Here is a 25086-nt window from a genome sequence, read left to right on the forward strand (position 1 = left end):
ACCGAGGAAGGAGCGGAAGTGGGCTATTCGGTGGGAGAGGTCGCCGGCTACGCCGGAGTGACGGTGCGCACCCTGCACCACTACGACGAGATCGGCCTGCTCGTCCCGGGCGACCGCAGCCACGCGGGCCACCGGCGCTACGGCGACGCCGATCTCGACCGGCTTCAGCGGATCCTGTTCTACCGGGAGCTGGGCTTTCCGCTGGAGGAGGTCGCGGCGCTGCTCGACGACCCGGACGCGGATCCGCGCGCGCACCTGCGCCGGCAGCACGAGTTGCTGACCGCCCGGATCGAGAAGCTGCGGAAGATGGCCGCGGCCGTGGAGCAGGCCATGGAGGCACGCAGAATGGGCATCAACCTCACGCCCGAGGAACGGTTCGAGGTCTTCGGGGACGCCGATCCGGCGCGGCACGCCGAGGAGGCGGAGCAGCGCTGGGGCGGCTCGGAGGCATACACCGAGTCGCGGCGGCGCACCGCCCGCTACACCAAGGAGGACTGGACGCGGCTCCAGGCCGAGGCCGGCGACTGGGGCGCGCGCTACGCCGCCCTGGCGGCGGCCGGCGAGCCGCCCGCCGGCGAGGCCGCGATGGACCTCGCCGAGGAGCACCGCGAGCACATCTCCCGGTGGTTCTACGCGTGTTCGCATGAAATGCACCGGGGTCTCGCCGAGATGTACGTCGCCGACGACCGCTTCAAGGCGTTCTACGAAGCCCTGCGGCCGGGCGTCGCCGAGCACCTGAAGGCGGCGATCCTCGCCAACGCGGACCGGCACGCCGCCGCCTGACCGGTCCCGGCCCGGGGGCGAGGAGGGTCACTCCCGGGCCAGGACCACCGCGGTGCCGTACGCGCACACCTCCGTGCCGATGTCCGCCGTCTCGGTCACGTCGAAGCGGAAGGCGAGCACCGCGTTGGCGCCCCGCGCGCGTGCCTGCTCGACGAGCCGCTCCATGGCCTGGTTGCGGGTCTGCACCAGGGTCTTGGTCAGCCCCTTCAGCTCGCCGCCGATCATCGACTTCAGACCGGCGCCGATCTGGCTGCCCAGGTGCCGGGACCGCACCGTCAGCCCGAACACCTCCCCGATGACCTGTTCGACGCGATGGCCGGGCACGTCGTTCGTCGTCACGACCAGCACGTCCGTGTGGGCGGTCTGGCCGCCGCCGAAGTCCTCGATGCTCATGGAGGACAAGACTGGACCCTCGCCGCCCCGGGCGCATCCCTCCGGCGCAGAGGAACCGGGGGCGTACACCAACCGTTGATAGCTTGGCGGCAGCACCGCGGAGGCGGCCGGTCCGCCGTCGTCCCCCTCACCTCTCGGGAGCCCGGAATCGTGATGACGCTCGCCCTCGGCCCGAGCCTGCTCGATCCGAACTACCTGCTGGACCGCTTCGGCATATGGGGGCTGCTCCTCGTCGTCTTCGCCGAGTCCGGTCTGCTCATCGGCTTCTTCCTGCCGGGCGACTCCCTGCTGTTCACCTGCGGCCTGCTGATCACGTCGCACCAGATGCACTTCCCGCTGTGGGCCGCGATCCTCCTGATCTGCGTCGCCGCGATCCTCGGCGACCAGGCGGGCTTCATGTTCGGCAGGAAGGTCGGCCCGTCGCTGTTCAACCGGCCCGACTCCCGCCTGTTCAAGCAGGAGAACGTCGTCAAGGCGCACGAGTTCTTCGAGAAGTACGGCCCGAAGTCCCTGGTCCTGGCCCGCTTCGTGCCCGTGGTGCGCACGTTCACGCCGATCGTCGCGGGCGTCAGCGGCATGCGGTACCGCTCGTTCCTGACCTTCAACGTGATCGGCGGCGTGCTGTGGGGCGCGGGCGTCACCCTGCTCGGCTCCTGGCTCGGCGGCCACGCCTTCGTGCGAAACAACATCGAGGCGATCCTGATCCTGATCGTCCTCGTCTCGGTCGTGCCGGTCGCCATCGAGTTCCTCCGGGCCCGCGCCAAGGCGAAGAAGGCGCCGGCGCCCGCCGCCCCGCCCCAGGAGGCGTACGGCCAGCAGTACCCGGAGGCGTACGGGCAGCAGCAGCCGTACCAGCAGCCCGCGATGGACGACGCCACCACCCGCCTGCGACGCGTCGAGACGCCCCACCGCCCCCACCCGCAGCAGCAGCCCGCGCGGCAGCAGCCGCAGCCGCAGCCCTACGACTACGGCTACGACTACGGGCACGGCTCGGGCCAGGACCAGCGCCGAGACCAGAACCCGTATCAGGGCGGTCAGGACCACTATCAGGGCGGCCAAGACCACTACCAGGGTGGCCAAGACCACTACCAAGGCGGCCAGGGTCCGTACCAGAGCGGCCAAGGCCAGCATCAGGGCGGTCAGGACCCGTACGCGGCGCCGTACGCCAGCCCGTACCAGCACCAGGGCGCTCCCCAGGCGCAGCGGCCGTACCCTCCGGCGCCCCAGCCCCAGGATCCGTACTACGGCGCCCCGTACCCGCAGCAGCCGCACGACGACCGGCAGGGCGGGCAGGAGCGGCCGCCGCGGTACCCGGACCACGGCGGCGGCTACCGCGACGCTCCCTGAGCGCGGGCGCCGCGGGTCAGAAGCCCCTGGTGCGCTTGGCGGCGCGGCGGCCGGCCGCGCTGCCGGCCCCGGGCAGCCGCAGGAACAGCCGGGAGATCTCCGAGCCCAGGTTCACTCCGATGGCGATGGCCATGGCGAGCGACACCGCCTTGGCCAGCGACACCAGCCCCTTGTCGATGTTGTTCTGCGCGATCGACAGCAGGCCGAAGTAGGTCGCCGAGCCCGGCAGCAGCGGGCCGATCGCGGCGGTCGTGAACGGCAGCGCGGAGGCGAACTGGTAGCGCGAGAGCAATTGCCCGAACAGGCCCACCAGACCGGCGGCGACCGCCGTGGACGCCACCGGGGAGATGTCCGCCACGTAGTGCATCGCGCCGTACACCACCCAGGCGACGCCGCCGTTCAGGGTCACCCACAGCACGGTGGACCGCTCCTGCTGGAGCATGACCGCGAAGGTCAGCGACACCAGCATCGAGGCGACGATCTGCACCACCGGGCGGCCGCTGCCGACCAGCGTCGTGTCCGGGTCGAGCGGGACGCCCAGCTTCACGCCGAAATACAGGATGACCAGCACGCCGGTGACGATGCCGACGAAGAAGTACATGACCTCCAGCAGGCGCGCGGAGGCGGTGATGTAGAAGCCGGTCAGGCCGTCCTGCACCCCGGCCACCAGCGCCCGCCCCGGCAGCAGCGCGAACAGCCCACCAGTGATGACCGCGGCCGCCTGCACCTCGACGCCCGCCGCGGTGAGGGCCACGCCGATCGCGGCCGGCGGCATCGCCGCGACCGTGAACTGGTAGAACTCCGGCAGCCCGCGCCCCGCGCACAGCCAGGCCAGCCGGTCGCCGAGCATCGCGCCCACCGCGGCCGCCAGGAAGACCAGCGGACCGCCGCCGACGAGCAGCGAGGCCACGCCCGCCAGCAGCCCGGCCGCGCAGGTCAGCGCCCAGCCGGGGTAGGGGTGCCGGTTGCGGCGGATCTCCGCGAGCCGCCGGTACGCGTCCTCCAGCGAGACCGTGGACTCGGGGTCGCTCAGGTCGTCGACGAGCCGGAAGACCGCCGACAGCCGGGTGTAGTCGGTGCCGCGGCGGCGCACCACGCGGGTCGCCGACATCGGGTCGTCCACCAGCGAGGGCTGATAGGAGATCGACAGCAGGGTGAAGGTGACGTTCGGCTCGCAGCGGTCCAGGCCGTAGGAGCGGCAGACCGCGAACATCGCCGTCTCCACGTCCTCGGCGCCCTCGCCGCCCGCGAGCAGCAGCTCGCCGATGCGCAGCGTCAGGTCGAGCACGCGCGGGACGGCCGGACCGCTCTCGTCCGCCTTCGGCGCCGCCTCCAGGGCCGGGCGCTCGGCCACCGGCATGCGCAGCATGGTGCGCATCCGGTCCTGCCAGGGCACGTCCTTGGTGAGGCTGACCACCGGGCTGCCGCCGGGCGGGGTGAAGGCGGCGAGCGCCTGCCGGGCGGTGTAGGCGCTGGGGGTGCTGAACGCCGAGCCCTCCGACGCCGCGCTCACCGGCTCGGGGACGGCCAGACCGTCCGGGAGGGCGAACTCCGAGGTCGTCTCCGACTCGCCGCCGACCAGGGGCGCGGCCAGCCCCCGGGGGAGGGCGAACTCCGACGTCGTGGACGACTCGCTCTCGACGGCCCCGGCCCCGGCCCCGGCCCTCGCCCTCACCGGCGCCGCCCTGAGCACCGGGATCACCTGAGTCGTCTGCGTCATCGAGGAGTCCGCCGGAGGGCTGAAGGCGCTTCGCGCCGCGTCCGACCGCGCTTTGCGGTCCTCCGTATCCGTCACTGCGCAACGCTCCCTGAACATGCCTTTCCGTAGATCTCAGTATGCGCAGGTGTACCCACCCGTACGCCAAAGGGCCGCGTCCTCCCGGAGGGAGGGACGCGGCCCTTTGGCGCCGGTGCGGTCAGTGGCCGCCGTGCTCCTGGAAGCGCTTGACGGACCGCTCGATCTCGGCCTCCGCGTCGGTGCGGCCGACCCAGTCGGCGCCCTCGACGGACTTGCCGGGCTCCAGGTCCTTGTAGACCTCGAAGAAGTGCTGGATCTCCAGGCGGTCGAACTCCGACACGTGGTGAATGTCGCGCAGGTGCTCCACCCGCGGGTCGGACGCCGGCACGCACAGCAGCTTGTCGTCGCCGCCGGCCTCGTCCGTCATCCGGAACATGCCGATGGCGCGGCACTTGATGAGACAGCCGGGGAAGGTCGGCTCGTCCAGGATGACCAGCGCGTCCAGCGGATCGCCGTCCTCGCCGAGGGTGTTCTCGACGAAGCCGTAGTCGGCCGGGTAGCTGGTCGAGGTGAAGAGTCGGCGGTCCAAGCGGATTCGACCGGTCTCGTGGTCCACCTCGTACTTGTTCCGCGAACCCTTCGGAATCTCGATCGTGACGTCGAACTCCACCGGTGGTTCCTCCATGATCAGCACACAGTTCTGGTGATTAAGTGTCCCTCACGCAGGTGACTGATCGCGAAAGGGGCTGGTGGTCGTGCCGGAGCTGAGGGGCTGGCGGGCCGCGAGGCCGCGTCTGGCACGCCTGGCGCGGCCCGCGCGAGACCGCCTCGGACGGGTCGTGCGGTCCGCGGCGCCGCGCGTCGTGCGGCTCACGGCCGCCGCCCGGCCGCGACCGGGCGGGCCGAGGACCTGGCAGTACACCGCGGGCGCCGCGGCGGCCGGGCTGGCGCTGGCCGCCGGCGCGGTCGCCGCCGCCGGTCCCTGGGACTCCACGGGTCAGCGTACGGCCGAGCGGGACCGGGCCGGCGCCATGGAGCGCGCGGGTGGCGCAGATCACGGCCGCGGCGGCCGCGCGCCCGCCTCCTTTTCCGACCCGTCCGACGCGTCCGACGCGTCCGACCCGTCCGATTCCGGGGCCGGGTCGGATTCCGGTTCCGGTTCCGGTTCCGGTTCCGGCGACGGCCCGGACGGGGGCGGCGCCGCGCCCAGCGCCGCGCCGGTGCTGGCGGCGGTCGGCGGCGGCGCTTCGGTGCGACCGGCCGCCGGGGGTCCCTCCCTCGCCTCGGTCCTCGACCCGCTGCTCAAGGACCCCGCCCTCGGCGCCCGCCGCTCCGCCGTGGTCGTCGACGCCGCCACCGGCCGGCGCCTCTACGGCCAGGGCGCCGGCGACGGCTTCACGCCCGCCTCCACGACCAAGATCGCCACCGCGGTCGCCGCCCTGTCCGCCCTCGGCCCCGACCACCGCTTCACCACCCGCGCCGCCCTGGCGCCCGGCGGCCGGGAGGTCGTCCTGGTCGGCGGCGGCGACCCGACCCTCACCGCGCGCCGGGACGCACAGGGCTGGGCCGGGCTGCGCACCCTCGCCGACCGCACGGCGGCCGCCCTCGCCCGGCGCGGACTGACCCGGGTGACCCTGTCCTACGACACCAGCCTGTACGCGGGCCCCGACCTCCATCCCATCGGCGTCAACGACAACCTGGCCCGGGTGACCGCCCTGACGGCCGACGAGGGCCGGTCCGACGGCTCCGTCGGCGGACCGGCCCCGCGCGCGGCCGACCCGGCGGCCGAGGCCGCCCGCGCCTTCGGCCGCTTCCTGGCCGCCCGCGGCGTCCACACCGCCGACCCCGTTCCCGGCAAGGCGGCCGCCCGCGCGCAGACCCTCGCGACCGTCGCATCGCCCCCGCTGTCCGCCGTGGTCGAGCGCATGCTCACCAACAGCGACAACGACATCGCCGAGGCCCTGGCCCGGCAGACGGCCGCCGCCACCGGCGAGCGGACCGACTTCGCCGGGGGCGCGCGAGCGATTGGCGCCCGCCTCGCCAAGCTCGGACTGCCCCTGGCCGGCGCCGCGTTCCACGACGGCAGCGGCCTGGACCGCGCCGACCGGCTCACGCCCGGCCTGCTGACCGCCCTGCTGCACGAGGCCGCCGAGCCCGCTCACCCGGAGCTGCGCCCGGTCCTCACCGGCCTTCCGGTGGCCGCCTTCACGGGCACGCTGGCCGACCGCTACGCGCACGACGGCGCGGCCGGGATCGTCCGGGCCAAGACCGGCACCCTCACCGGCGTGAACGCCCTCGCGGGCACCGCCGTGGACCGCGACGGCCGTCTGCTGGCCTTCGCCTTCCTGACCGAGGGCGCACCGGCTCCCGGCGCCGCCCAGTCGGCCCTGGACAAGGCGGCCACGGCGCTGGCGGCCTGCGGATGCGGTTAGGCCCTGTCCGCCAAGCCCTGTCCGCCAGGCCCTGTGTCGTCTGGGCGCGGTCGTCTACGCCTGTGTCGTTCAGGCCCGCTGGTCTACGCCCTGTGGCGTGTGAGCCCGGTCGTCTAGGCCCCGTCGTCTACGCCGCCTGCCGTCCAGGCCCGGTCGTCCGGGCCTTGTCCGGCGGCTCCCGTCGGGCGGGCTCCCGGGGCGGCCGGACCGCGGCAGCCGCCGGGCCGGACGGGTTCGCAGCCTGCCCCCGGCGGCGGTGCTCACGTACCGTTGACGCATGACGAGCATCGGTGGTGCGGCAAGTTCCGGGATGGTCGACTGGAATCTCGCGGTGGCGACCGCGACGCGGCTGGTCCGGCCGGGTCCGGAGGTGAGCCGGGACGAGGCGCGGGCCGCCGTCGCGGAGCTGCGCCGGCACGCGAAGGTCTCGGAGGAGCACGTCCGGGCGTTCACCCGGCTGGGCACGGACGAGACCCACGACACCCCCGTGCTGGTGGTCGACCGACCGGGCTGGATCCGGGCGAACGTCGCGGGATTCCGGGAGCTGCTCAAGCCGCTGCTGAACAAGATGGAGCAGCGGCGCGGCGCCAGCTCCGGCGGCGCGGTCCTCGGCGCGGTGGGCGGCAAGGTCACCGGCGTCGAACTGGGCGTGCTGCTGTCCTTCCTGGCCTCCCGCGTCCTCGGCCAGTACGAGACCTTCGCCCCGGCCACCCGCGAGCTGCCCGCCGGTGCGGACGGCGGCGGCCGGCTGCTGCTCGTCGCCCCCAACATCGTGCACGTCGAACGCGAACTCGACGTACAGCCGCACGACTTCCGCCTCTGGGTGTGCCTGCACGAGGAGACCCACCGCACGCAGTTCACCGCGGTGCCCTGGCTGCGGGACCATCTGGAGGGCGAGATCCAGTCGTTCCTGTCCGAGACCGACGTCGACCCGATGGCCTTCATGGAGCGCATCAGGGACGCCGCACAGTCGCTCGCCGCGGGCCGCCCGGAGGGCGAGGAGGACGAGGGCGGCCGGTCCCTCGTCGAGCTGGTGCAGACCCCCGCCCAGCGGGAGATCCTCGGCCGGCTCACCGCGGTGATGTCCCTGCTGGAGGGCCACGCCGACTTCGTCATGGACGGGGTCGGCCCGGAGGTGGTGCCGAGCGTGGCGGAGATCCGCGAGAAGTTCCAGCAGCGCCGCGCCAAGGGCGCCTCGCGGCTGGACGCGGTGCTGCGCAGGCTGCTGGGCCTGGACGCCAAACTGCGCCAGTACCGGGACGGCGAGCGCTTCGTGCGCGCGGTCGTCGACCAGGTCGGCATGGACGGCTTCAACCGGGTGTGGACCTCCCCGAACACGCTGCCCACCAAGACGGAGATCTCCAGCCCGGCGGAGTGGGTCTCGAGGGTGCACCGCAAGGCCGACTCCTGACGGAGGGGCCGGGCGACGGCGGTGGTCACGGCGGCGATGGAGGTTCCGCCGGGAGCACGGGGACGCTGGGGAGGCTTGGGAGGCCAGGGGCTCTAGGGACGCTGGAGAGGGCGGGCACGTCAGGTGCGTCAGGTGCGACAAGGAGGGCCGGCGCGCCGCGGCGGGTCGGCGCGGACGGCGCGTCTGCGGGCGCGCGATCCCGCCAACGGCAGGAGAACGCCTCTCCAATCACCCGTCCGAGGGACCGTGGGCGAAGGGTAGGCGTGCAATGCTCGGGGAACCGCCCGTTTCTGTCACCATCTACACACTTTGAGTGACTGACTCGGGCTCACCCCCCTCAAACCTTTCGTGAAGGGAACCGGACATGGGTCCCCATCCTGCGGTCGCGGCGATACGCCTGGCGGTACGCCGCGTCCTCCACGACATCCTCGACGAGCGGACCGCGCTCCACGCCGGGCTGCCGCACCCCGCCCTCCAGAGCGCGCACGTCGCCCCGGCGCCCCACGGCGCGCAGGCGGCGGCCGGCGCCTGGGTCCAGCCCTCCGCGCCGGGCCCGCGGACCGCCCGGCCCTCCGGGCCGCCGCTCGGCGCGTCCTCGCCCGGCGCGTCCTCGCACGGCGTGCCCACGCCCAGTCGCGGCCGCCGCGCCGCCGCGCCGTCGTCGCACGCGGATCCGCACGCGCCGCTCGTGCTCGTGGCCTGCTCGGGCGGCGCCGACTCCATGGCGCTCGCCTCCGCGCTCGCCTTCGAGGCGCCCAAGCTCGGCGTCCGCGCGGGCGGCGTCACCGTCGACCACGGCCTCCAGCCCGGCTCCGACCTGCGCGCCGACGAGGTCGCCCAGCGGCTGCGCGAACTCGGCCTGGACCCGGTGGAAGCCGTCGCCGTCGCCGTCGGCCGCGACGGCGGCCCGGAGGCCGCCGCCCGGGACGCCCGCTACACCGCCCTGGACGCCGCCGCCGAGCGCTGCGGCGCCGCCGCGATCCTCCTCGGCCACACCCGCGACGACCAGGCCGAGACCGTGCTGCTCGGCCTCGCCCGCGGCTCCGGCATCCGCTCCCTGTCGGGCATGGCCGCGGTCTCGGGGGCCGGCGGCAGGTACCGGCGCCCGTTCCTGCACATCGACCGCCAGACCGCCCGCAAGGCGTGCATGGCGCAGTCGCTGCCCGTCTGGGACGACCCGCACAACGCGGACCCCGCCTACACCCGCTCGCGGCTGCGCCACGAGGGCCTGCCCGCCCTGGAGAAGGCGCTCGGCAAGGGCGTCGTCGAGGCCCTCGCCCGCACCGCCCAGCTCTCCCGGGACGACGCGGACGCACTGGACGCCTGGGCGAGCCAGGCGGAGGCCGCCGTACGCGACGACGCCGGGTGCCTGGAGTGCGCCAAGCTGTACGCGCTGCCCCCGGCGGTGCGCCGCCGCGTGCTGCGCCGCGCCGTCATCGACGCCGGCGCCCCGGCCGGCTCCCTCTTCGCCCGGCACCTCGAGGAGGTCGACCGGCTGATCACCGGCTGGCGAGGTCAGGGGGCCATCAACCTCCCGGGCAAAGTCGTCGCTCGCAGGCAGGGTGGCAGACTGGTGATTCGGCAAGGCTGAATCCTTCCCTCTCGGAAAGGCGTCGGCCTCCGCGCGAGGAGGCCGGCGGCAGCCGGTGGGACGACCGAAAGTGATGCGGGTGGACGCGAAAGACATGGGTGCCGACCTCCAGCAGGTGCTCATCACCAAAGAAGAGATCGACGCGAAGCTGGCCGAGCTGGCCGCGAAGATCGACGCGGAGTACGCGGACAAGGACCTGCTGATCGTCGGCGTCCTCAAGGGCGCGGTCATGGTCATGGCCGACCTGGCGCGGGCGCTGTCCCTCCCGGTCACCATGGACTGGATGGCCGTGTCCTCCTACGGGGCGGGCACCCAGTCCTCCGGCGTGGTGCGGATCCTCAAGGACCTCGACACCGACATCAAGGGCAAGCACGTCCTGATCGTCGAGGACATCATCGACTCCGGCCTGACGCTGTCCTGGCTGATCTCCAACCTGGGCACCCGGGAGCCCGCCTCCCTGAAGGTGTGCACCCTGCTGCGCAAGCCGGAGGCCGCGAAGGTCGCCATCGACGTGGAGTGGGTGGGCTTCGACATCCCCAACGAGTTCGTCGTCGGCTACGGCCTGGACTACGCCGAGAAGTACCGCAACCTCCCGTTCGTCGGTACGCTCGCCCCCCACGTCTACGGGGGATGACCCGAACGGCGGCGGCGCCGTGACGTGATCGGGAACCCCACGGGCCCCCGGGCCGTTGGAGCGTGCAGACGGGAACGCCAGCCCGGCCCTGCGGCTTCGGGCCACAATGCTGGGGTACCGTCAGAAGAACTGTCTTATCAGACTCACTATGGCAGGAGGGACGGGGCGGCACCGCTCCGTATGGATGGACGTGAAGCGATACTTCCGTGGGCCGGTCATGTGGATCGTGCTGGCCGTCCTTGCCGTGGTCGTGTTGATGCAGGTCGTCGGCTCGTCCGGCGGCTACAAGACGGTGGACACAGGCCAGGTCGTAGCAGCGATCAATGACAACCGGGTCCAGCAGGCCAAGCTGAGCACCGGCGACGAGCAGACCGTCAAGGTCGAGCTCAAGAACGGGCAGAAGGTCGACGGCAGCTCCAAGATCCAGGCGAGCTACATCGGCGACCAGGGCGTGAACATCGCCACCATTCTGCAGACCAAGTACCAGGACAAGCAGATCCCGGACGGCTACACGGTCGCGCCGTCGAAGCAGAACCCGTTCCTCGGCGTGCTGCTCTCCCTGCTCCCCTTCGTCCTCATCGTGGTCGTCTTCCTGTTTCTGATGAACCAGATGCAGGGCGGCGGCTCCCGGGTGATGAACTTCGGCAAGTCCAAGGCCAAGCTCATCACCAAGGACACCCCGAAGACGACGTTCACGGACGTCGCGGGCGCCGACGAGGCCGTCGAGGAGCTGCACGAGATCAAGGAGTTCCTCCAGGAGCCGGCCAAGTTCCAGGCCGTCGGCGCGAAGATCCCCAAGGGCGTCCTGCTCTACGGCCCGCCCGGCACCGGCAAGACGCTGCTGGCCCGCGCGGTGGCGGGCGAGGCGGGCGTGCCGTTCTACTCGATCTCCGGTTCCGACTTCGTCGAGATGTTCGTCGGCGTCGGCGCCTCCCGGGTGCGCGACCTGTTCGAGCAGGCCAAGGCCAACGCTCCGGCGATCGTCTTCGTCGACGAGATCGACGCGGTCGGCCGCCACCGCGGCGCCGGCCTCGGCGGCGGTCACGACGAGCGCGAGCAGACCCTGAACCAGCTCTTGGTCGAGATGGACGGGTTCGACGTCAAGGGCGGTGTGATCCTGATCGCCGCGACCAACCGGCCCGACATCCTCGACCCCGCCCTGCTGCGGCCGGGCCGCTTCGACCGCCAGATCGCGGTCGACCGCCCCGACATGCAGGGCCGTCTGGAGATCCTCAAGGTCCACCAGAAGGGCAAGCCGGTCGCGCCCGACGTCGACCTGGCCGCCGTCGCCCGCCGCACCCCCGGCTTCACCGGCGCCGATCTGTCCAACGTCCTGAACGAGGCCGCGCTGCTCACGGCCCGCAGCGACCAGAAGCTGATCGACAACAAGATGCTGGACGAGGCGATCGACCGCGTGGTCGCGGGCCCGCAGAAGCGGACCCGGATCATGTCGGACAAGGAGAAGAAGATCACCGCGTACCACGAGGGCGGCCACGCCCTGGTCGCGGCGGCCTCGCCGAACTCCGACCCGGTCCACAAGGTCACGATCCTGTCCCGCGGCCGGGCCCTCGGCTACACGATGGTGCTCCCGGACGAGGACAAGTACTCGACCACGCGCAACGAGATGCTGGACCAGCTCGCCTACATGCTGGGCGGCCGCGCGGCCGAGGAACTGGTCTTCCACGACCCGACCACGGGCGCGGCCAACGACATCGAGAAGGCCACCACCACGGCCCGCGCGATGGTCACCCAGTACGGCATGACCGAGCGTCTGGGCGCCATCAAGTTCGGCGGCGACAACACCGAGCCGTTCCTCGGACGTGAGATGGCCCACCAGCGCGACTACTCCGAGGAGGTCGCCGCGCTGGTCGACGAGGAGGTCAAGAAGCTCATCGAGAACGCGCACAACGAGGCCTGGGAGATCCTGGTCGAGAACCGCGACGTGCTCGACAACCTCGTCCTGGCCCTCCTGGAGAAGGAGACCCTGGGCAAGGAGGAGATCGCCGAGATCTTCGCCCTCATCGTCAAGCGCCCGCCGCGGCCGGCCTGGACCGGGTCCTCCCGGCGCACGCCGTCCACCCGCCCGCCGGTGCTCTCCCCGAAGGAGCTGGCCCTGACCAACGGGGCCAACGGCGCGACGGCGGCGATCAGCACGGTGAAGTCCACGGCGGCGGAGTCCGCCCCGGAGCAGACGCCGGAGGACCGCCGACCGGAGAGCTGACACCTCCCCGAGCGCGGCCGCCGGCCTGCCGGTCCCGCGCTCGCCCGGAATGCGGGCCGCGTCCCCCGAGGTTCTAGCCTTGGGGGACGCGGCTTTTCGCATGCGTGTCGCACGTCCGCGGCTGAGACGGACAGGAACGAGGCTTCACATGACCGACCCCGTGACGCTGGACGGCGAGGGCGCCATCGGCGAGTTCGACGAGAAGCGCGCCGAGAACGCCGTGCGCGAGCTTCTCCTCGCGGTCGGCGAGGACCCGGACCGTGAGGGCCTGCACGACACGCCGGCGCGCGTGGCGCGGGCCTACCGCGAGATATTCGCGGGACTGTGGCAGACGCCCGAGGAGGTGCTGACGACGACCTTCGACCTGGGCCACGACGAGATGGTCCTGGTGAAGGACATCGAGGTCTACAGCACCTGCGAGCACCACCTCGTGCCCTTCCGCGGCGTGGCCCACGTGGGCTACATCCCGTCCGTCTCGGGGAAGATCACCGGCCTGTCCAAGCTGGCCCGGCTGGTGGACGTCTACGCGCGCCGGCCGCAGGTGCAGGAACGCCTCACCACGCAGATCGCCGACTCGCTGATGCAGATCCTGGAGCCGCGCGGTGTGATCGTCGTCGTGGAGTGCGAGCACATGTGCATGTCGATGCGGGGCATCCGCAAGCCCGGCGCGAAGACGCTCACCTCCGCGGTGCGCGGGCAGTTGCGGGACGCGGCCACCCGGAACGAGGCGATGAGCCTCATCATGGCGCGCTGACGCGCACGGGAGGGACAGCGGGCTGGCGTACGAGAGGGACGGCGCGTTGACGCGCCTCGGGGAAATGGCGCGCTGACGGGACGGCGCGCGCTTCCACACATGGGAGGGGCTAGGGACGCGGGTCGCCGTAGCCGCCCCTGGCCAGTCAGGACGTGAACAGCGCGGCGTCAGGCGGCCGGTTCGGCGCCGGGGCGGTGGTCCTGGTCGTCGTCCTCGGGGAGGCGGCAGACCCGCTCCAGGAACAGGGCCGCCGCTATCACGGCGACGCCGGTGACGACCGAGAAGCCGGCGTAGACGGCCTGGTCGCGGCGGGCGGGCATGTCCAGCAGCTCCAGGAGGACGACGCCGGTCCCGCCGTACATGCCGCCGACGAGGGCGGCCACCAGCGCGCTGGCCTGGGCGAAGACCACCGCGCGGGCGGCCATCAGCGGTTCGACGCCCTTGGCCTCGGGACGGCGCTCGCGCTGGGCCCTGAGCCGGGAGCGCAGCGAGAGCGCCGTCGACAGCAGGACCACGGCGATCAGGGCGAGCACGACGGGGGCGGCCAGCGGGACGCTGGGCAGCGTCCCCACCGCGTTCCACAGGCGGGCGGCCGCCCAGGACAGCACTCCGGCCACGACGAACACGCCGGCCAGCACCCTGATGCGCAGCTCTTTCACGGTGTCCCCTCAGCTCCCCCGGTCAGCTCCCCCGGACCCCGCGGCCGGGCGCGGAAGGCCCCGCGCCGACCCGTCGGCGAGGCCCCTCGCGGCCCTTCGCCGTCCGGATCTCCTTCGGTCTTCCTCGATGCCCTCGACGTCCCCGGATCTTCCTGGAACGTCTTCGATCTTCCTCGACCTTAACGACTACTCGGGCAGTCGGAGTTCCAGGTCGCCGCGCGGTTCGACGCCCGCGCGGGTGACGGAGTCCAGCAGCGCGGTGACGGGGCCGCGGCCCGGGAGCTGGGCGTCGGGGTCGACGTCGAGCCAGGGGGCGAGGACGAAGGCGCGCTCGTGGGCGCGCGGATGGGGCAGCGTCAGCCGCGGGTCGTCGGACACGACGTCGGCGTAGGAGACGATGTCCACGTCGATGGTGCGCGGGCCCCAGCGCTCGTCGCGGACCCGGCTGAACGCCTCCTCGACGGCGTGCGCCCGCTCCAGCAGGGAGGACGGCGGCAGCGTCGTCTTGAGGACCACCACGGCGTTGAAGTACGCCGGCTGGGCGCCGGGCGCGACGCCCCACGGCGCCGTCTCGTAGACGGGGGAGACCGCCTTGATCCGGACGCCCGGGGTGTCCTCCAGGGCGTCCACGGCGCCCTGGAGCGTCTCCAGGCGGTTGCCGAGGTTGGAGCCGAGGGAGATCACGGCGCGTCGGGGGTTCTGCAGGGTGGTGTCGGCCGCGTCGACCTGCTCGACGACGGAGGCGGGCACCGGCTGGACGGTCGGGTCGACGGGACCCTGGTGGAAGGGGGCGGTCATACTCGGCTCCGGGTGATGGTGACGGTCACGTCGTCGAAGGGGACCGTGATCGGCGCGTCCGGCTTGTGGACGCAGACCTCGACCTCCTGGACCCCCCCATGCCCCAGGCAGACCTGGGCGATGCGCTCGGCGAGCGTCTCGATGAGGTTCACCGGCTCGCCCTCGACCACGGCGGCGACTTCCTCGGCGACGACGCCGTAGTGCACGGTCTTCGCCAGGTCGTCGTCGGCGGCCGCCTGCCGGGTGTCCACGCCCAGGACGAGGTCGACCAGGAAGGTCTGGCCCTCCTCGCGCTCCTCGGGGAACACGCCGTGGTGCCCGCGGGCTCTCAGGCCGCGCAGCGCGACACGATCCAAGCGAATCACTCCTGCACTCGTCGGTACGACCGGTGCGCGCCGCGTGCGGGCGGACGACCGGTCGCTGCTGAATCTACCCGCGGGCGCCGACAGCATCAGGCCCCGGGGACGGCGCCGCGCTCCGCTTGAGTGAGGCTTCACCGCGTGTTTCCCCGCGTTTGCCCAGGAAGACCCGGCTGCTCGCGGGGCGCGGTCCGCTCAAGCGCCGCGGGCTCGTGATTCCGGCCACGTCGCCTCCGCGCGCGCCGCGCCGGTCCGCCGGATCCGCCGGTCCTCTCCGTCGGCAGGTGCGCACCCGTTCAGGAGAGGGTGTCGTCGTCCCAGGTTCCGCCGCTCTCGTCGTCCGCGCCGTTCACGCTGCTCTCGTCGTCTGCGTTGTTCTCGGTGTTCTCAGCGTGCTCAGCGTGCTCAGCGTTCTCAGTGTTCTCGTTGGTCTCGGTGTTCTCGTTGCCGTCGGCCAGCACAGGGGAGGCGTGGTGGGACCAGAGCTTCCAGCCGGACGGGGTGCGCCGGAACACGTTGGTGGCGACGACGAGCTGGCCGACCAGCGGGCCCAGCTCGTCGCCGTCGCGGGGGGCGGGGCCGCCGCTGAGGATGTTCTCGGTGCAGGTCACCAGGGCGGTGTCGCCGGTGACGGAGACGTGCACGTCGGTGAGGAAGAACTGGATGTAGTCGGTGTTGGCCATGATCAGCGCGTAGGAGCGCAGGACCTCGCCGCGGCCGGTCAGCACCGGCCAGCCGGGGTGCACGCAGGAGACCACGCCGGTGTCGGCCGGGTCGTGGTACTCCTCGTCGACGCCCAGGTCGGACGGGGTGAGCCAGAGCGCGGACAGCTCCTCGAAGCCGCCCTGCTCCAGTGCCTCGTAGAAGGCGGTGTTGGCCGCCTCCACCTGCTCGACGTCCAGGTGCGGGGCGCTCACCGGGCGTCCTCGGGGGTGCGGGGCGCGGTGGCGGCGCCGGCCGCCTCCACGGCGCGGGCGACCCGTACGGCGTCCGCCGTCGCGCGCACCTCGTGCACGCGCACGGCCCACGCGCCGGCGTGCGCCGCGAGGGCGGACACGGCGGCCGTGGCGGCGTCGCGTTCCCGCGCGGGCGGGGGCGCGCCGTCCGGCCCGGCCAGCACCCGGCCGAGGAACCGCTTGCGGGAGGCGGCGACCAGCACGGGGTGGCCGAGGGCCCGCAGGCGGTCCAGGTGCGCCAGCAGCTCCAGGTCGTGCCGGGCCTCCTTGGAGAAGCCGAGACCGGGGTCGACCACGATCCGCTCGGGGGCCACGCCGCCTTCCCGGACGGCCTGTACGCGCGCGTGCAGCTCATCGACCACCTCGGCGACGACGTCCTGGTAGCTGCCCCGGACGGCGTCGCCCTGGAGGAAGCCGCGCCAGTGCATGACGACGAAGGGGGCGCCGGCGGCGGCCACCACGGGCACCATGCGCGGATCGGCGAGGCCGCCGCTGACGTCGTTGACGAGGACGGCGCCGGCGGCGAGCGCCTGCTCGGCGACCCGGGCGCGCAGGGTGTCGACGGAGACCACGACGCCCTCGGCGGCGAGTTCGCGGACGACCGGGACGACGCGCCGCAGCTCCTCGGCCTCGTCGACGCGGGCGGCCCCGGGGCGGGTGGACTCGCCGCCGACGTCGACCAGGTCGGCGCCTTGGGCGACCAGGTCCAGGCCGTGCTTGACGGCGGTGTCCGCTTCGAACCAGCGGCCGCCGTCGGAGAAGGAGTCCGGGGTCACGTTCACGACCCCCATGACCGCGCACCGGTCCCATTCCGGAAGGCCCGCCACGTGCCCGCGCCCGCTCTGCTTGCTCATACGTTCAGCCTAGGCCGTTCGCCGGGGTCGCCGCCGGGGCCGTCCGGGGCTGCGGATGCCGACCGGGAGCGGGCGGCCCTCCACGGGGGCGGACCGGCTCGCCGGGGCGAGGCGGCCCGCCCGGGGCCGGGCTGGGGAGGTGCTGCGCCGGGCTGGGGGAGACGCCGCGCCGAAGGAGGTGCCGCGCCGGGCCGGGGGAGTCGCCGCGCCGGGGCGGGGGACGCTCCCTCGTGGAACGTCCCCCGACCCCGACCCGCTCAGGCCGCTCGTACGTCCCGCTGCTCAGCGACCCCGTGCGCGCACGGGCGCCTGGCGGCGCGGCGGCGGCGCAGGAAGCGGGGCGCCGGCAGCGCGAGCGTGACGAAGCCCTCCGCCTGCATGGCGGCGAACCCGATGCGGGGCAGGTCGGCGGAGGCGCGGTAGACGACGAACCGCGGCTCCCAGCGCGGCTGGAACTTCGCGTTGAACTTGTACAGCGACTCGATCTGGAACCAGCGCGAGAGGAACACCAGCAGACCGCGCCAGGCGCGCAGCACCGGACCGGCGCCGATCTTCTCGCCGCGGGCCAGCGCCGAGCGGAACATCGCGAAGTTCAGCGAGACGCGGGCGACGCCGAGCTTCGGGGCGGCCTGGAGGGCGGCCACGATCAGCAGCTCGTTCATGCCCGGGTCGGCCGACCGGTCCCGCCGCATCAGGTCCAGGGAGACGCCGTCGCCGCCCCAGGGCACGAAGTGCAGGATCGCCTTCAGGTCGCCGTACTCGCCGGGCTCGTCGTCCTGCTTGTGGGCGGTCGCTATGAGGCAGTCGCCGTCGCCGGGGTCGCCGATGCGGCCGAGCGCCATGGAGAAGCCGCGCTCGGTGTCGGTGCCGCGCCAGTCCTCGGCGGCCTGCCGGACGCGCTCCAGCTCGGCGTCGCCGAGGTCACGGATGCGCCGGACCCGGGTTTCGTAGCCGGCTCGCTCGATGCGCTTGACCATCTGGCGGACGTTGCGCATCGCGCGTCCGGCGAGGGAGAAATCCGCGACGTCCACCACCGCCTCGTCGCCCAGTTCCAGGGCGTCCAGGCCGGTCTCCCGGGTCCACACCTCGCCGCCGGTCTCGGAGCAGCCCATCACCGCGGGCGTCCAGGAGTGGGCCTTGGCCTCGTCCATGAAGCGCTCGATGGCGCCCGGCCACGCCTCGACGTCGCCGATCGGGTCGCCGCTGGCCAGCATCACGCCGGAGACGACCCGGTAGGTCACCGCGGCCTTGCCGCTGGGGGAGAAGACGACCGCCTTGTCGCGGCGCAGCGCGAAGTGGCCGAGGGAGTCGCGGCGGCCGTGCCGGTCCAGCAGGGCGCGCAGCCGGGTCTCGTCCTCCTCGGTCAGGCGCGCGGCCGGGTGCTCGGGGCGGAAGGCGAAGTAGGCGGTGGTGACCGCGGTGAGCCAGCCGAGGGCGCCGAGCGAGAAGCCCACGGTCCAGGAGGTGTTGCCCTGGTAGTCGACCGGGCCCTCGAAGCCGAACAGGCCGTAGACGACGTGGGTCAGCCGGTCGGCCACGCTCGGGTCGCCGACCATGCTGTGCCCGTGGGCGGTGACGACGAGCATGCCCAGGGCCAGCGAACCGGCGCTCATCAGCACGAAGTTGGCCAGCGCCCGCCACCGGCTGCGCGGGTCGGGCAGGGCCGCGAACTCCTTGCGGTGGATCAGCAGGGGCGCCAGCAGCAGGAGCGAGACGATCACACCGGCCAGGGAGTGCCGGTAGAGGAACTGCGCCGCCGCGCCCGCCGGCAGCAGCGCCACGGCGGAGCGCCAGGCGCGCCGCTTGCGCCGCCGCAGCCCGTGGGCGAGCAGCAGCAGGAGGACGCCCGCGCTCAGCGAGAGAGCCGCGGCGAACGGGCCGAAGGAGCCGGGCAGCACCTCGGCCAGCGCGTGCATCCGGCTGTGCCGGAAGCGCGGGAAGACGCCCGCGGCGATGTCCACGAGGCCGACGACGGCGCAGGCCCTGCCGATGACGGTGGGAACGACCTCGGCGCGCGGGCCGCGCAGGATGCGCCGCACCCGGCGCCCTCGCCCCGGAACCTCACCCGACATTTCCCCATCTATCCTGACAGACATCGCATCCCGTAGTTCTGCGAGAGACCTTGAATCCGGTGCCGATCCGGGCATCCGGCGACATTGCGCCCTCTAGGACGGCGTCCGGGGGAGGGAGGTTCACTCCCCGCCCGAAATCCGGGTCAAAAGCCAGGGAAAGCCCGGGGCAAGCCCTGGCCAAGGATGCGCCGACGATCCCGGGACGAAAGCGCAGGCAGGAAAGAGCCGATGGGTCTCACGAGCAAAAAAGTGCTGGTACTGGCGGTCGTGCTGGCCGTGCTGCTGTTCGTCGCCACAGTCTGGCTGTGGCCGCGTCTGGCGCGCCGCGACTGGTGGGCCGTCAGCGGACGCGTCGGCATCCTGCTGGCCACGCAGGCGGCTCTCTTCGCCTGCGCCGGCCTCCTCGCGAACCAGACCTTCGGCTTCTACGCGAGCTGGGCGGACCTGTTCGGCCAGGAGACCGCGCCGGGCGTCGTCGTCGATCACGGCGCGGGCGGCGACGGCGGCCCGCTCGAGGTGGTCGGCACCCAGCGGGTCAAGGGGATCGGCGGCGGCCAGCCGCAGACGGCCGGCGAGATCCAGAAGGTCGACGTCGTGGGGCGCACCACCCACATCGCCTCGCCCGCGCTGATATACCTGCCGCCGGAGTACTTCCAACCGCAGTACCGCACGCGGACGTTCCCGACGACGGTGGTCCTCACCGGCTACCCGGGCACCGCCCAGGCGCTGGTCAGCAAGCTCGACTACCCCGGCACCGCGCAGAAGCTGGCCAAGAACGGCCGGATGCAGCCGATGATCCTGGTGATGCTCCGTCCGACCGTGGCGCCGCCGCGCGACACGGAGTGCGCGGACATTCCCGGCGGCCCGCAGACCGAGTCGTTCTTCGCCAAGGATCTGCCCGACGCCGTCCTCGCGCACTACCGGGTCGGAAAGAAACCGGCAAGCTGGGGCGTCATCGGTGATTCCACGGGCGGTTACTGCGCGTTGAAACTCGCCGTGCACCATCCCGAGGTGTACGCCGCGGGGGCCGGCCTGTCGCCGTACTTCAAAGCGCCGACCGACCCGACCACGGGCGATCTCTTCCACGGGAACGGCGTTCTGCGCAATCGCGCGGATCTGATCTGGTGCATCAAGCACGGGCCCGCGCCCGACACTTCACTGCTCGTCACCAGCAGTCGGCACGGGGAGCCCGACTACCGGAACACGCTGAAGTTCATCGACGCGGTCAAGGCCACGCACAAGACCCGCATCGCCTCGATCATCCTGGACAGCGGCGGGCACAACTTCAACACCTGGAAGCGGGAGATCCCGGCGGCGCTCCAGTGGCTCAGCGGACGGCTGAGCGACCGCTGAGGGGCGATCATGAAAAGCGCGGCGTCCGCCGCCGAGAAGGCCGCTTAATTGAACCGTGCGCGCGCCGGACTCGGGCCGCCACGCGTTCGGTCGCGGCCGCGAAGTCACCGCGGCGTGTGAAGGTTTCGGTATGGCCGCCTTTTTACGGGGCGGCCCACCATGATTCGCCTACGCGCGGTAAGTTTCTGGCCATGCCAAGTGGACGTCACCGCCATTCCCCGCCCTTGCACAGGCTGTTGCCTCCCTCGGCGATCGCCGGCGTGTCCCTGGTCTGCGCCCTGGTCCCCTGGGTGCTCACGGCGCCCGTGGTGCTGCGGTCCCTCGCCGCGGCCGCCGCGCTCACGGCGGTCGCCGGTGCGATCGTCATGCGCCGCTGGGACACGCAGGCGGGCCGCCAGGTCGCCGATCTCACGCGGGCGCGGGCGAGCGACGAATGGCGCTTCGAGGAGCGGGTCGCCGAACTGGAGTCCGACCTGGAGGAGTCGCGCGAGCTGCGCGGCCGTCTGGAGCAGAAGCTGCGGGCCAAGCGCGCCGAGCTGACCGGGCTGCGGGGCGAGCACGCGTCGCTGCTGCGCCGGTACGCCACGGCGGAGACCGAGCGCGCCAGCGCCCTGGAGGGACGGCGTCTGCTGGAGCTGGAGGCCGGTCCGGGCTCGTCCGCGCTGGCCCTCCCCGCCGCCCGGTCCGCCGACGACGCGGTGAGCGGCGCCGGCGAATCGGTGAGCGGCGCCGGCGCCGAGGCGAGGGCCGGTGTGCGGGAGAGCGACGGCGCTCAGGAGAAGGTCGGCGTGCCGGGGAGCGACGGCGCCCAGGCGGCCGCTGGTGCTCAGGCGAACGCTGGGGCCCAGGCGAGTGCTGGTGGGCAGGCGCGTGGCGGTGCGAGCATCCGCGGCGATGCCGGCCCAGAGCCGTTGGCTGGTGCGCAGGCGCGTGGCGGTGCGGCGGTCGGCGGACCGGGCGGCCGCGACGGCGCCGGGGCCGTGCGCGACGTAGAGGAGCGGGACGCCGAGGAACAAGCGGTGGTCGCGGCCCCCGCCGTGTTCACCCCGGAGGGCGGCCGGCTGTTCCGGCGGGCCGCCGCCGCGCTGGCGCGGCTGGACGCGGAGGCCGCGCCGACGCGGGAACCGGCCGTCGGCCGGGAGCACGGCGCCGGTGAGCGTTCCGCGCAGGAGGACGAGGCGCGGGGGAAGTCCCGGGCGGCCGACGCGCACGAGCACGCGGTCGCCGACCCTTTCGCGGGTGAGCGCGAGGAAGAGCGTGGGGCGGACGCGGCCGGCGGGGGCGGCGGCGCCGCTGAGGCCGGTGCCCACGGCGTCCCGACCCGTTCCGCCCGCCCGGCCGGGACGGCCGCTCCCGCTGAAGTGACTGCCCCGGCGGAGGCGACCGCTTTCGGGGAGGCGCCCGTCGTGGCGGGGGCGACTGCTGCCACGGAGACGACCGTTGCGGCTGAGGCGACTGCTGCGGCTGAGGCGACTGCTCCCGGGAAGGCGCCCGTTGCGGCGGGGGCGAATGCTCCTGCGGAGACGACCGTTGCGGCTGAGGCGAAGGCTCGTGCGGAGACGGCCGCTGTGGCGGAGCACGCCGCTTCCCCGGAGACCGCGGCTTCCGCGAAGACCCTCGGCGCGGCGGAGCCCGCCGCGCCGTCCGCGCCGTCCGCGACGGCCGGGTCCCCGCGGCGGCCCGCGGGCCACTTCACCGTGCCGACCGCGGTGGCCGTCGTGCCGTCCGCGCCCGCGCGGCGCCCGGCGGTCGAGGGCGGATTCGACTTCTTCGGCACGAAGGGGGAGGAGTCCGAGGCCCTGGAGGCCGTTCAGAACGAGGATCTGGCCGACGTCGTGGGCCCGGAGGCCCTCGCCCTGCACAAGGCCGAGTCCGAGTCCCGGTACAAGCGGGTCGGCGCCGAGGCCCGCGTCGTGGGCCAGGTCATCGACCTGACGGCCCACGACGAGACGGAGCGGATCGACGTGCAGCGTCTGCGGGGCGCGGCGTCCTGACGGAGCCGCGACGAAGACCGGGACGGTCGCGACGTAGACCGGGACGGTGAGGGGCGCGGCCCCGGGGAGCGCACGCCCCGGGCCCGCGCCCCTCACCGCTGTCCGGTGGACGACTCCGCTGTCCGATGGACGACTCCGCTGTCCGGTGGGCGGCCCCGGCTTCGCGGGCGCCCGGGTGCGAGCGCGCGGCGGAGAGCCCGTAGGGGAGACTGGGCGCATGACGCCCACGACGGAGACCACGGTCGGGATCGGCGGCGCCGCGGAGAGCACCGACATGGTGCTCAACATCGGCCCCCAGCACCCGTCCACCCACGGTGTGCTGCGGCTGAAACTGGTGCTGGACGGCGAGCGCATCCTGCGCGCGGAGCCGGTGGTCGGCTACATGCACCGCGGGGCGGAGAAGCTGTTCGAGGCGCGGGATTACCGTCAGATCATCATGCTGGCCAACCGTCATGACTGGCTGTCGGCGTTCTCCAACGAGCTGGGCGTGGTGCTCGCCGTGGAGCGGATGCTCGGCATGGAGGTGCCCGAGCGGGCGGTGTGGCTGCGCACCCTGCTGGCGGAGCTGAACCGGGTGCTCAACCACCTGATGTTCCTCGGCTCCTATCCGCTGGAGCTGGGCGGCATCACGCCGGTGTTCTACGCCTTCCGGGAGCGGGAGATCCTCCAGAACGTGATGGAAGAGGTCTCCGGCGGCCGCATGCACTACATGTTCAACCGCGTCGGCGGCCTGAAGGAGGACCTGCCCGCGGGCTGGGCCGGGCGGGCGCGGGAGGCCGTCGCCGCGGTGCGCTCGCGCATGGACGTCTTCGACGACCTGGTGCTCGGCAACGAGATCTTCCGGGGCCGTACGCGCGGCGTGGGCGTGCTCTCGCCGCGGGCCGTGCATGCCTACGGAGTGAGCGGCCCCCTCGCCCGCGCCTCGGGCGTCGACTTCGACCTGCGCCGGGACGAGCCGTATCTGGCGTACGGGGAGCTGCGGGACGTCCTGACGGTGGTCACCCGGCAGGAGGGCGACTGCCTGGCCCGCTTCGAGTGCTTGCTGGGGCAGACGCACAACGCCCTCGACCTCGCCGCCGCCTGCCTGGACCGGCTGGCGGAGCTGCCGCCCGGCCCGGTGAACCAGCGGCTGCCCAAGGTCCTCAAGGCCCCCGAGGGGCACACCTACGCGTGGACCGAGAACCCGCTCGGCATCAACGGCTACTACCTGGTCAGCAAGGGCGAGAAGACCCCGTACCGGCTGAAGCTCCGCTCGGCGTCGTTCAACAACATCCAGGCCCTCACCGAGCTGCTGCCGGGAACGCTGGTGGCCGACATGGTGGCCATCCTCGGATCGATGTTCTTCGTGGTCGGCGACATCGACAAGTAAGGGCGGCGGCGCCGGTCGACGGGGGCAAGCGGAGTCGATGCTTCCGGTCGGCGACGATCGTCGGCGGGGATCGGGCGGCCGGGGATCGTCGGCGGGGATCGGCGGAGCCGGCTCCTCCGGTCAGCCGGGATCAGCGGCGCCGGTTCCTCCGGTCAGCGAGTCCGGGACGCCGACCGGTCGGACCAGCCAGCCGAAGCCGCCGAGGCCGTCCGGCGCGGTCAGCTCGGCTGCCTCCCCGGCGCGGGCGAGAGCGCGTACGTACTCCGCCGGGCGCGCGGAGGCGAGCGCGGGCGACGGGCGTGCGCCGGTGATCCCGAGGGCGTGCAGCGCCTCGCGCTGCGTGCACAGGCGGGCGCCGGGCAGCGCGGCGGCGCACGCGTCCAGAGCGACGTGCGCGGTGATGTCGCAGGCGCCGTCCGGCACGGGCGCCGTCTCGCGGCCCTCCTTGAAGCCGGTGAGCGTCCCGAAGGGCGGCCGGGTCCGGGCGGTGTGCGCGTAGTCGACGGCGACCGCAACACCCCGCCGCACGCGGGAGGCCGCGGCGGCCCAGACGGCGTCACGGGGCCGTCCGATCTCCGCGCGCAGGCCCTGCTCGGCCGGCAGCGGCCACCAGCGGGCCAGCCACGCGGCGTCCTCCCCGGTCACCGGCGCCCCGAGCCGTTCGGCGCCGTCGCGGCGGACCTCGACGCGCCGGACCACGCCCGCGGCGTCCGTCTCGGCCGCCTCCACCGGCACATTGTCCAGCCACTCGTTGGCGAACAGCAGTCCCGTGACCTCCTGCGGGGGCGCCGCCTCCCATGCGATCCGGCGATCGAGTCCCGGCGGGCGCCCGGCGATCTCGACGGCGCGCACCCGCGCGCGGGAGGCCGTCTCGGCGGGCAGCGCGGCGAGCACCCCGGCGGCCAGCTCGCCCCGCCCGGCCGCCATGTCGACGAAGTCCAGCCGCGCCGGGCGCCCCAGCAGCTCGTCCACCCGGCACAGCAGCCGCGCCACCGCGGTCGCGAACAGCGGGGAGGCGTGCACGGAGGTGCGGAAGTGCCCGGCGGGTCCCTCGGGCCGCCGGTAGAAGCCGTCCGGCCCGTACAGGGCCTCCTCGGTCGCCGCCCGCCAGCCGCGCCACTCGTCCGCCGCGCCGCCCGTCGGCGGGCCATCCGCCCGCTCGCCCGCCGCTGCCTCCGCCACCCCGCCACCCTAGTGCTGCGGCCGGACGAAGGCCGCCGGGCGCTTCCCGGCCGAGCCTGAAGGGGTCTCCATGCCGAGGCTGACGGTGCCTCCGGGTCGAGCCTGACGGCGTTTCCAGGTCGAGCCTGACGGCGTTTCCAGGGCGAGGCTGATCCGGAAGGAGGCGCCAGGGGCCGCCCGTGGGCA

At 73.4% G+C, this 25086-nt stretch carries 21 protein-coding genes; 11 read left to right on the forward strand and 10 right to left on the reverse strand.

All coding sequences use genetic code 11. From position 1 onward, the window contains the following. The first annotated feature begins 18 nt into the window (after positions 1-18). Positions 19-783 carry a MerR family transcriptional regulator gene (locus tag ABZ861_RS23375; RefSeq protein WP_361633132.1) on the forward strand — a complete coding sequence of 255 codons (765 nt, stop codon included), beginning with the start codon at positions 19-21 and terminating at the stop codon, positions 781-783. A gap of 27 nt (positions 784-810) precedes the next feature. Here the strand turns inward: ABZ861_RS23375 and ABZ861_RS23380 are convergent, their stop codons facing one another. Beyond that, complete coding sequence (locus tag ABZ861_RS23380; RefSeq protein ID WP_361633134.1) at positions 811-1176, reverse strand: YbjQ family protein; 366 nt, start codon at positions 1174-1176, stop codon at positions 811-813. Between the two features lie 150 nt (positions 1177-1326). Here ABZ861_RS23380 and ABZ861_RS23385 point away from each other — a divergent pair, with 150 nt between their 5' ends. Further along, positions 1327-2523: a VTT domain-containing protein gene (locus ABZ861_RS23385; protein WP_361633136.1), complete on the forward strand. Its 1197-nt coding sequence runs from the start codon at positions 1327-1329 to the stop codon at positions 2521-2523. A 16-nt stretch (positions 2524-2539) separates the two neighbouring features. On the opposite strand, the gene ABZ861_RS23390 is transcribed toward ABZ861_RS23385, so the two are convergent. Further along, a complete protein-coding gene (locus tag ABZ861_RS23390) occupies positions 2540-4318 on the reverse strand; it encodes a threonine/serine exporter family protein (RefSeq protein ID WP_361633138.1) in 1779 nt (592 codons plus the stop codon). Positions 4319-4439: 121 nt separating this feature from the next. Next, entirely contained in the window at positions 4440-4931 is a 492-nt protein-coding gene (locus tag ABZ861_RS23395) for an inorganic diphosphatase (RefSeq protein WP_361633209.1), read from the reverse strand. 79 nt (positions 4932-5010) lie between these two features. On the opposite strand from ABZ861_RS23395, the gene dacB reads away from it, so the two are divergent. The 6 genes from dacB (at position 5011) to folE (ending at position 13304) form a co-directional block, all read left to right on the forward strand. Beyond that, a complete protein-coding gene (gene dacB / locus ABZ861_RS23400) occupies positions 5011-6693 on the forward strand; it encodes a D-alanyl-D-alanine carboxypeptidase/D-alanyl-D-alanine-endopeptidase (RefSeq protein ID WP_361633140.1) in 1683 nt (560 codons plus the stop codon). A gap of 277 nt (positions 6694-6970) precedes the next feature. Further along, positions 6971-8104, forward strand: a complete 1134-nt coding sequence (locus ABZ861_RS23405; protein ID WP_361633142.1) for a zinc-dependent metalloprotease — start codon at positions 6971-6973, stop codon at positions 8102-8104. A 364-nt stretch (positions 8105-8468) separates the two neighbouring features. After that, a complete protein-coding gene (gene tilS, locus ABZ861_RS23410) occupies positions 8469-9695 on the forward strand; it encodes a tRNA lysidine(34) synthetase TilS (RefSeq protein ID WP_361633144.1) in 1227 nt (408 codons plus the stop codon). Between the two features lie 73 nt (positions 9696-9768). Beyond that, positions 9769-10329, forward strand: a complete 561-nt coding sequence (gene hpt / locus ABZ861_RS23415; RefSeq protein ID WP_361633212.1) for a hypoxanthine phosphoribosyltransferase — start codon at positions 9769-9771, stop codon at positions 10327-10329. A 184-nt stretch (positions 10330-10513) separates the two neighbouring features. Next, entirely contained in the window at positions 10514-12550 is a 2037-nt protein-coding gene (ftsH, locus tag ABZ861_RS23420) for an ATP-dependent zinc metalloprotease FtsH (RefSeq protein ID WP_361633146.1), read from the forward strand. A 148-nt stretch (positions 12551-12698) separates the two neighbouring features. After that, positions 12699-13304 (forward strand): GTP cyclohydrolase I FolE, encoded by a 606-nt coding sequence (folE, locus tag ABZ861_RS23425; RefSeq protein WP_361633148.1) that lies wholly within the window; start codon positions 12699-12701, stop codon positions 13302-13304. A gap of 167 nt (positions 13305-13471) precedes the next feature. On the opposite strand, the gene ABZ861_RS23430 is transcribed toward folE, so the two are convergent. The 6 genes from ABZ861_RS23430 to ABZ861_RS23455 form a co-directional block, all read right to left on the reverse strand. Beyond that, positions 13472-13963, reverse strand: a complete 492-nt coding sequence (locus ABZ861_RS23430; protein ID WP_361633150.1) for a DUF3180 domain-containing protein — start codon at positions 13961-13963, stop codon at positions 13472-13474. A 186-nt stretch (positions 13964-14149) separates the two neighbouring features. After that, a complete protein-coding gene (gene folK, locus ABZ861_RS23435) occupies positions 14150-14761 on the reverse strand; it encodes a 2-amino-4-hydroxy-6-hydroxymethyldihydropteridine diphosphokinase (protein ID WP_361633152.1) in 612 nt (203 codons plus the stop codon). Then, positions 14758-15117: a dihydroneopterin aldolase gene (gene folB / locus ABZ861_RS23440; RefSeq protein ID WP_361633154.1), complete on the reverse strand. Its 360-nt coding sequence runs from the start codon at positions 15115-15117 to the stop codon at positions 14758-14760. Before folB ends, folK begins: the two co-directional genes overlap by 4 nt. A 299-nt stretch (positions 15118-15416) precedes the next feature. Then, positions 15417-16037, reverse strand: a complete 621-nt coding sequence (locus ABZ861_RS23445; RefSeq protein WP_361633156.1) for a nuclear transport factor 2 family protein — start codon at positions 16035-16037, stop codon at positions 15417-15419. Next, positions 16034-16930 (reverse strand): dihydropteroate synthase, encoded by an 897-nt coding sequence (gene folP / locus ABZ861_RS23450; RefSeq protein WP_361633158.1) that lies wholly within the window; start codon positions 16928-16930, stop codon positions 16034-16036. Before folP ends, ABZ861_RS23445 begins: the two co-directional genes overlap by 4 nt. Before the next feature lie 257 nt (positions 16931-17187). After that, the gene (locus tag ABZ861_RS23455; RefSeq protein WP_361633160.1) at positions 17188-19002 is read right to left on the reverse strand and encodes a phosphatidylglycerol lysyltransferase domain-containing protein; all 1815 of its coding nucleotides are present in this window, start codon (positions 19000-19002) and stop codon (positions 17188-17190) included. A 228-nt stretch (positions 19003-19230) separates the two neighbouring features. Between ABZ861_RS23455 and ABZ861_RS23460 the strand changes: the two genes are divergently transcribed. The 3 genes from ABZ861_RS23460 to ABZ861_RS23470 all read left to right on the forward strand — a co-directional run bounded on the left by ABZ861_RS23460 (position 19231) and on the right by ABZ861_RS23470 (position 23718). Further along, positions 19231-20355 (forward strand): alpha/beta hydrolase-fold protein, encoded by a 1125-nt coding sequence (locus ABZ861_RS23460; RefSeq protein WP_361633162.1) that lies wholly within the window; start codon positions 19231-19233, stop codon positions 20353-20355. 191 nt (positions 20356-20546) lie between these two features. Continuing rightward, positions 20547-22349, forward strand: coding sequence for a hypothetical protein (locus ABZ861_RS23465; protein ID WP_361633164.1), 1803 nt, complete (start codon positions 20547-20549; stop codon positions 22347-22349). Between the two features lie 217 nt (positions 22350-22566). Continuing rightward, positions 22567-23718 (forward strand): NADH-quinone oxidoreductase subunit D, encoded by a 1152-nt coding sequence (locus tag ABZ861_RS23470; protein ID WP_361633166.1) that lies wholly within the window; start codon positions 22567-22569, stop codon positions 23716-23718. Between the two features lie 120 nt (positions 23719-23838). Here ABZ861_RS23470 and ABZ861_RS23475 read toward each other — a convergent pair whose 3' ends face one another. Then, entirely contained in the window at positions 23839-24804 is a 966-nt protein-coding gene (locus tag ABZ861_RS23475; RefSeq protein ID WP_361633215.1) for an SAM-dependent methyltransferase, read from the reverse strand. Between the last annotated feature and the right edge of the window lie 282 nt (positions 24805-25086).

It is taken from the genome of Streptomyces sp. NPDC046985, from assembly GCF_040644415.1.
Classification (GTDB): Bacteria; Actinomycetota; Actinomycetes; order Streptomycetales; family Streptomycetaceae; genus Streptomyces.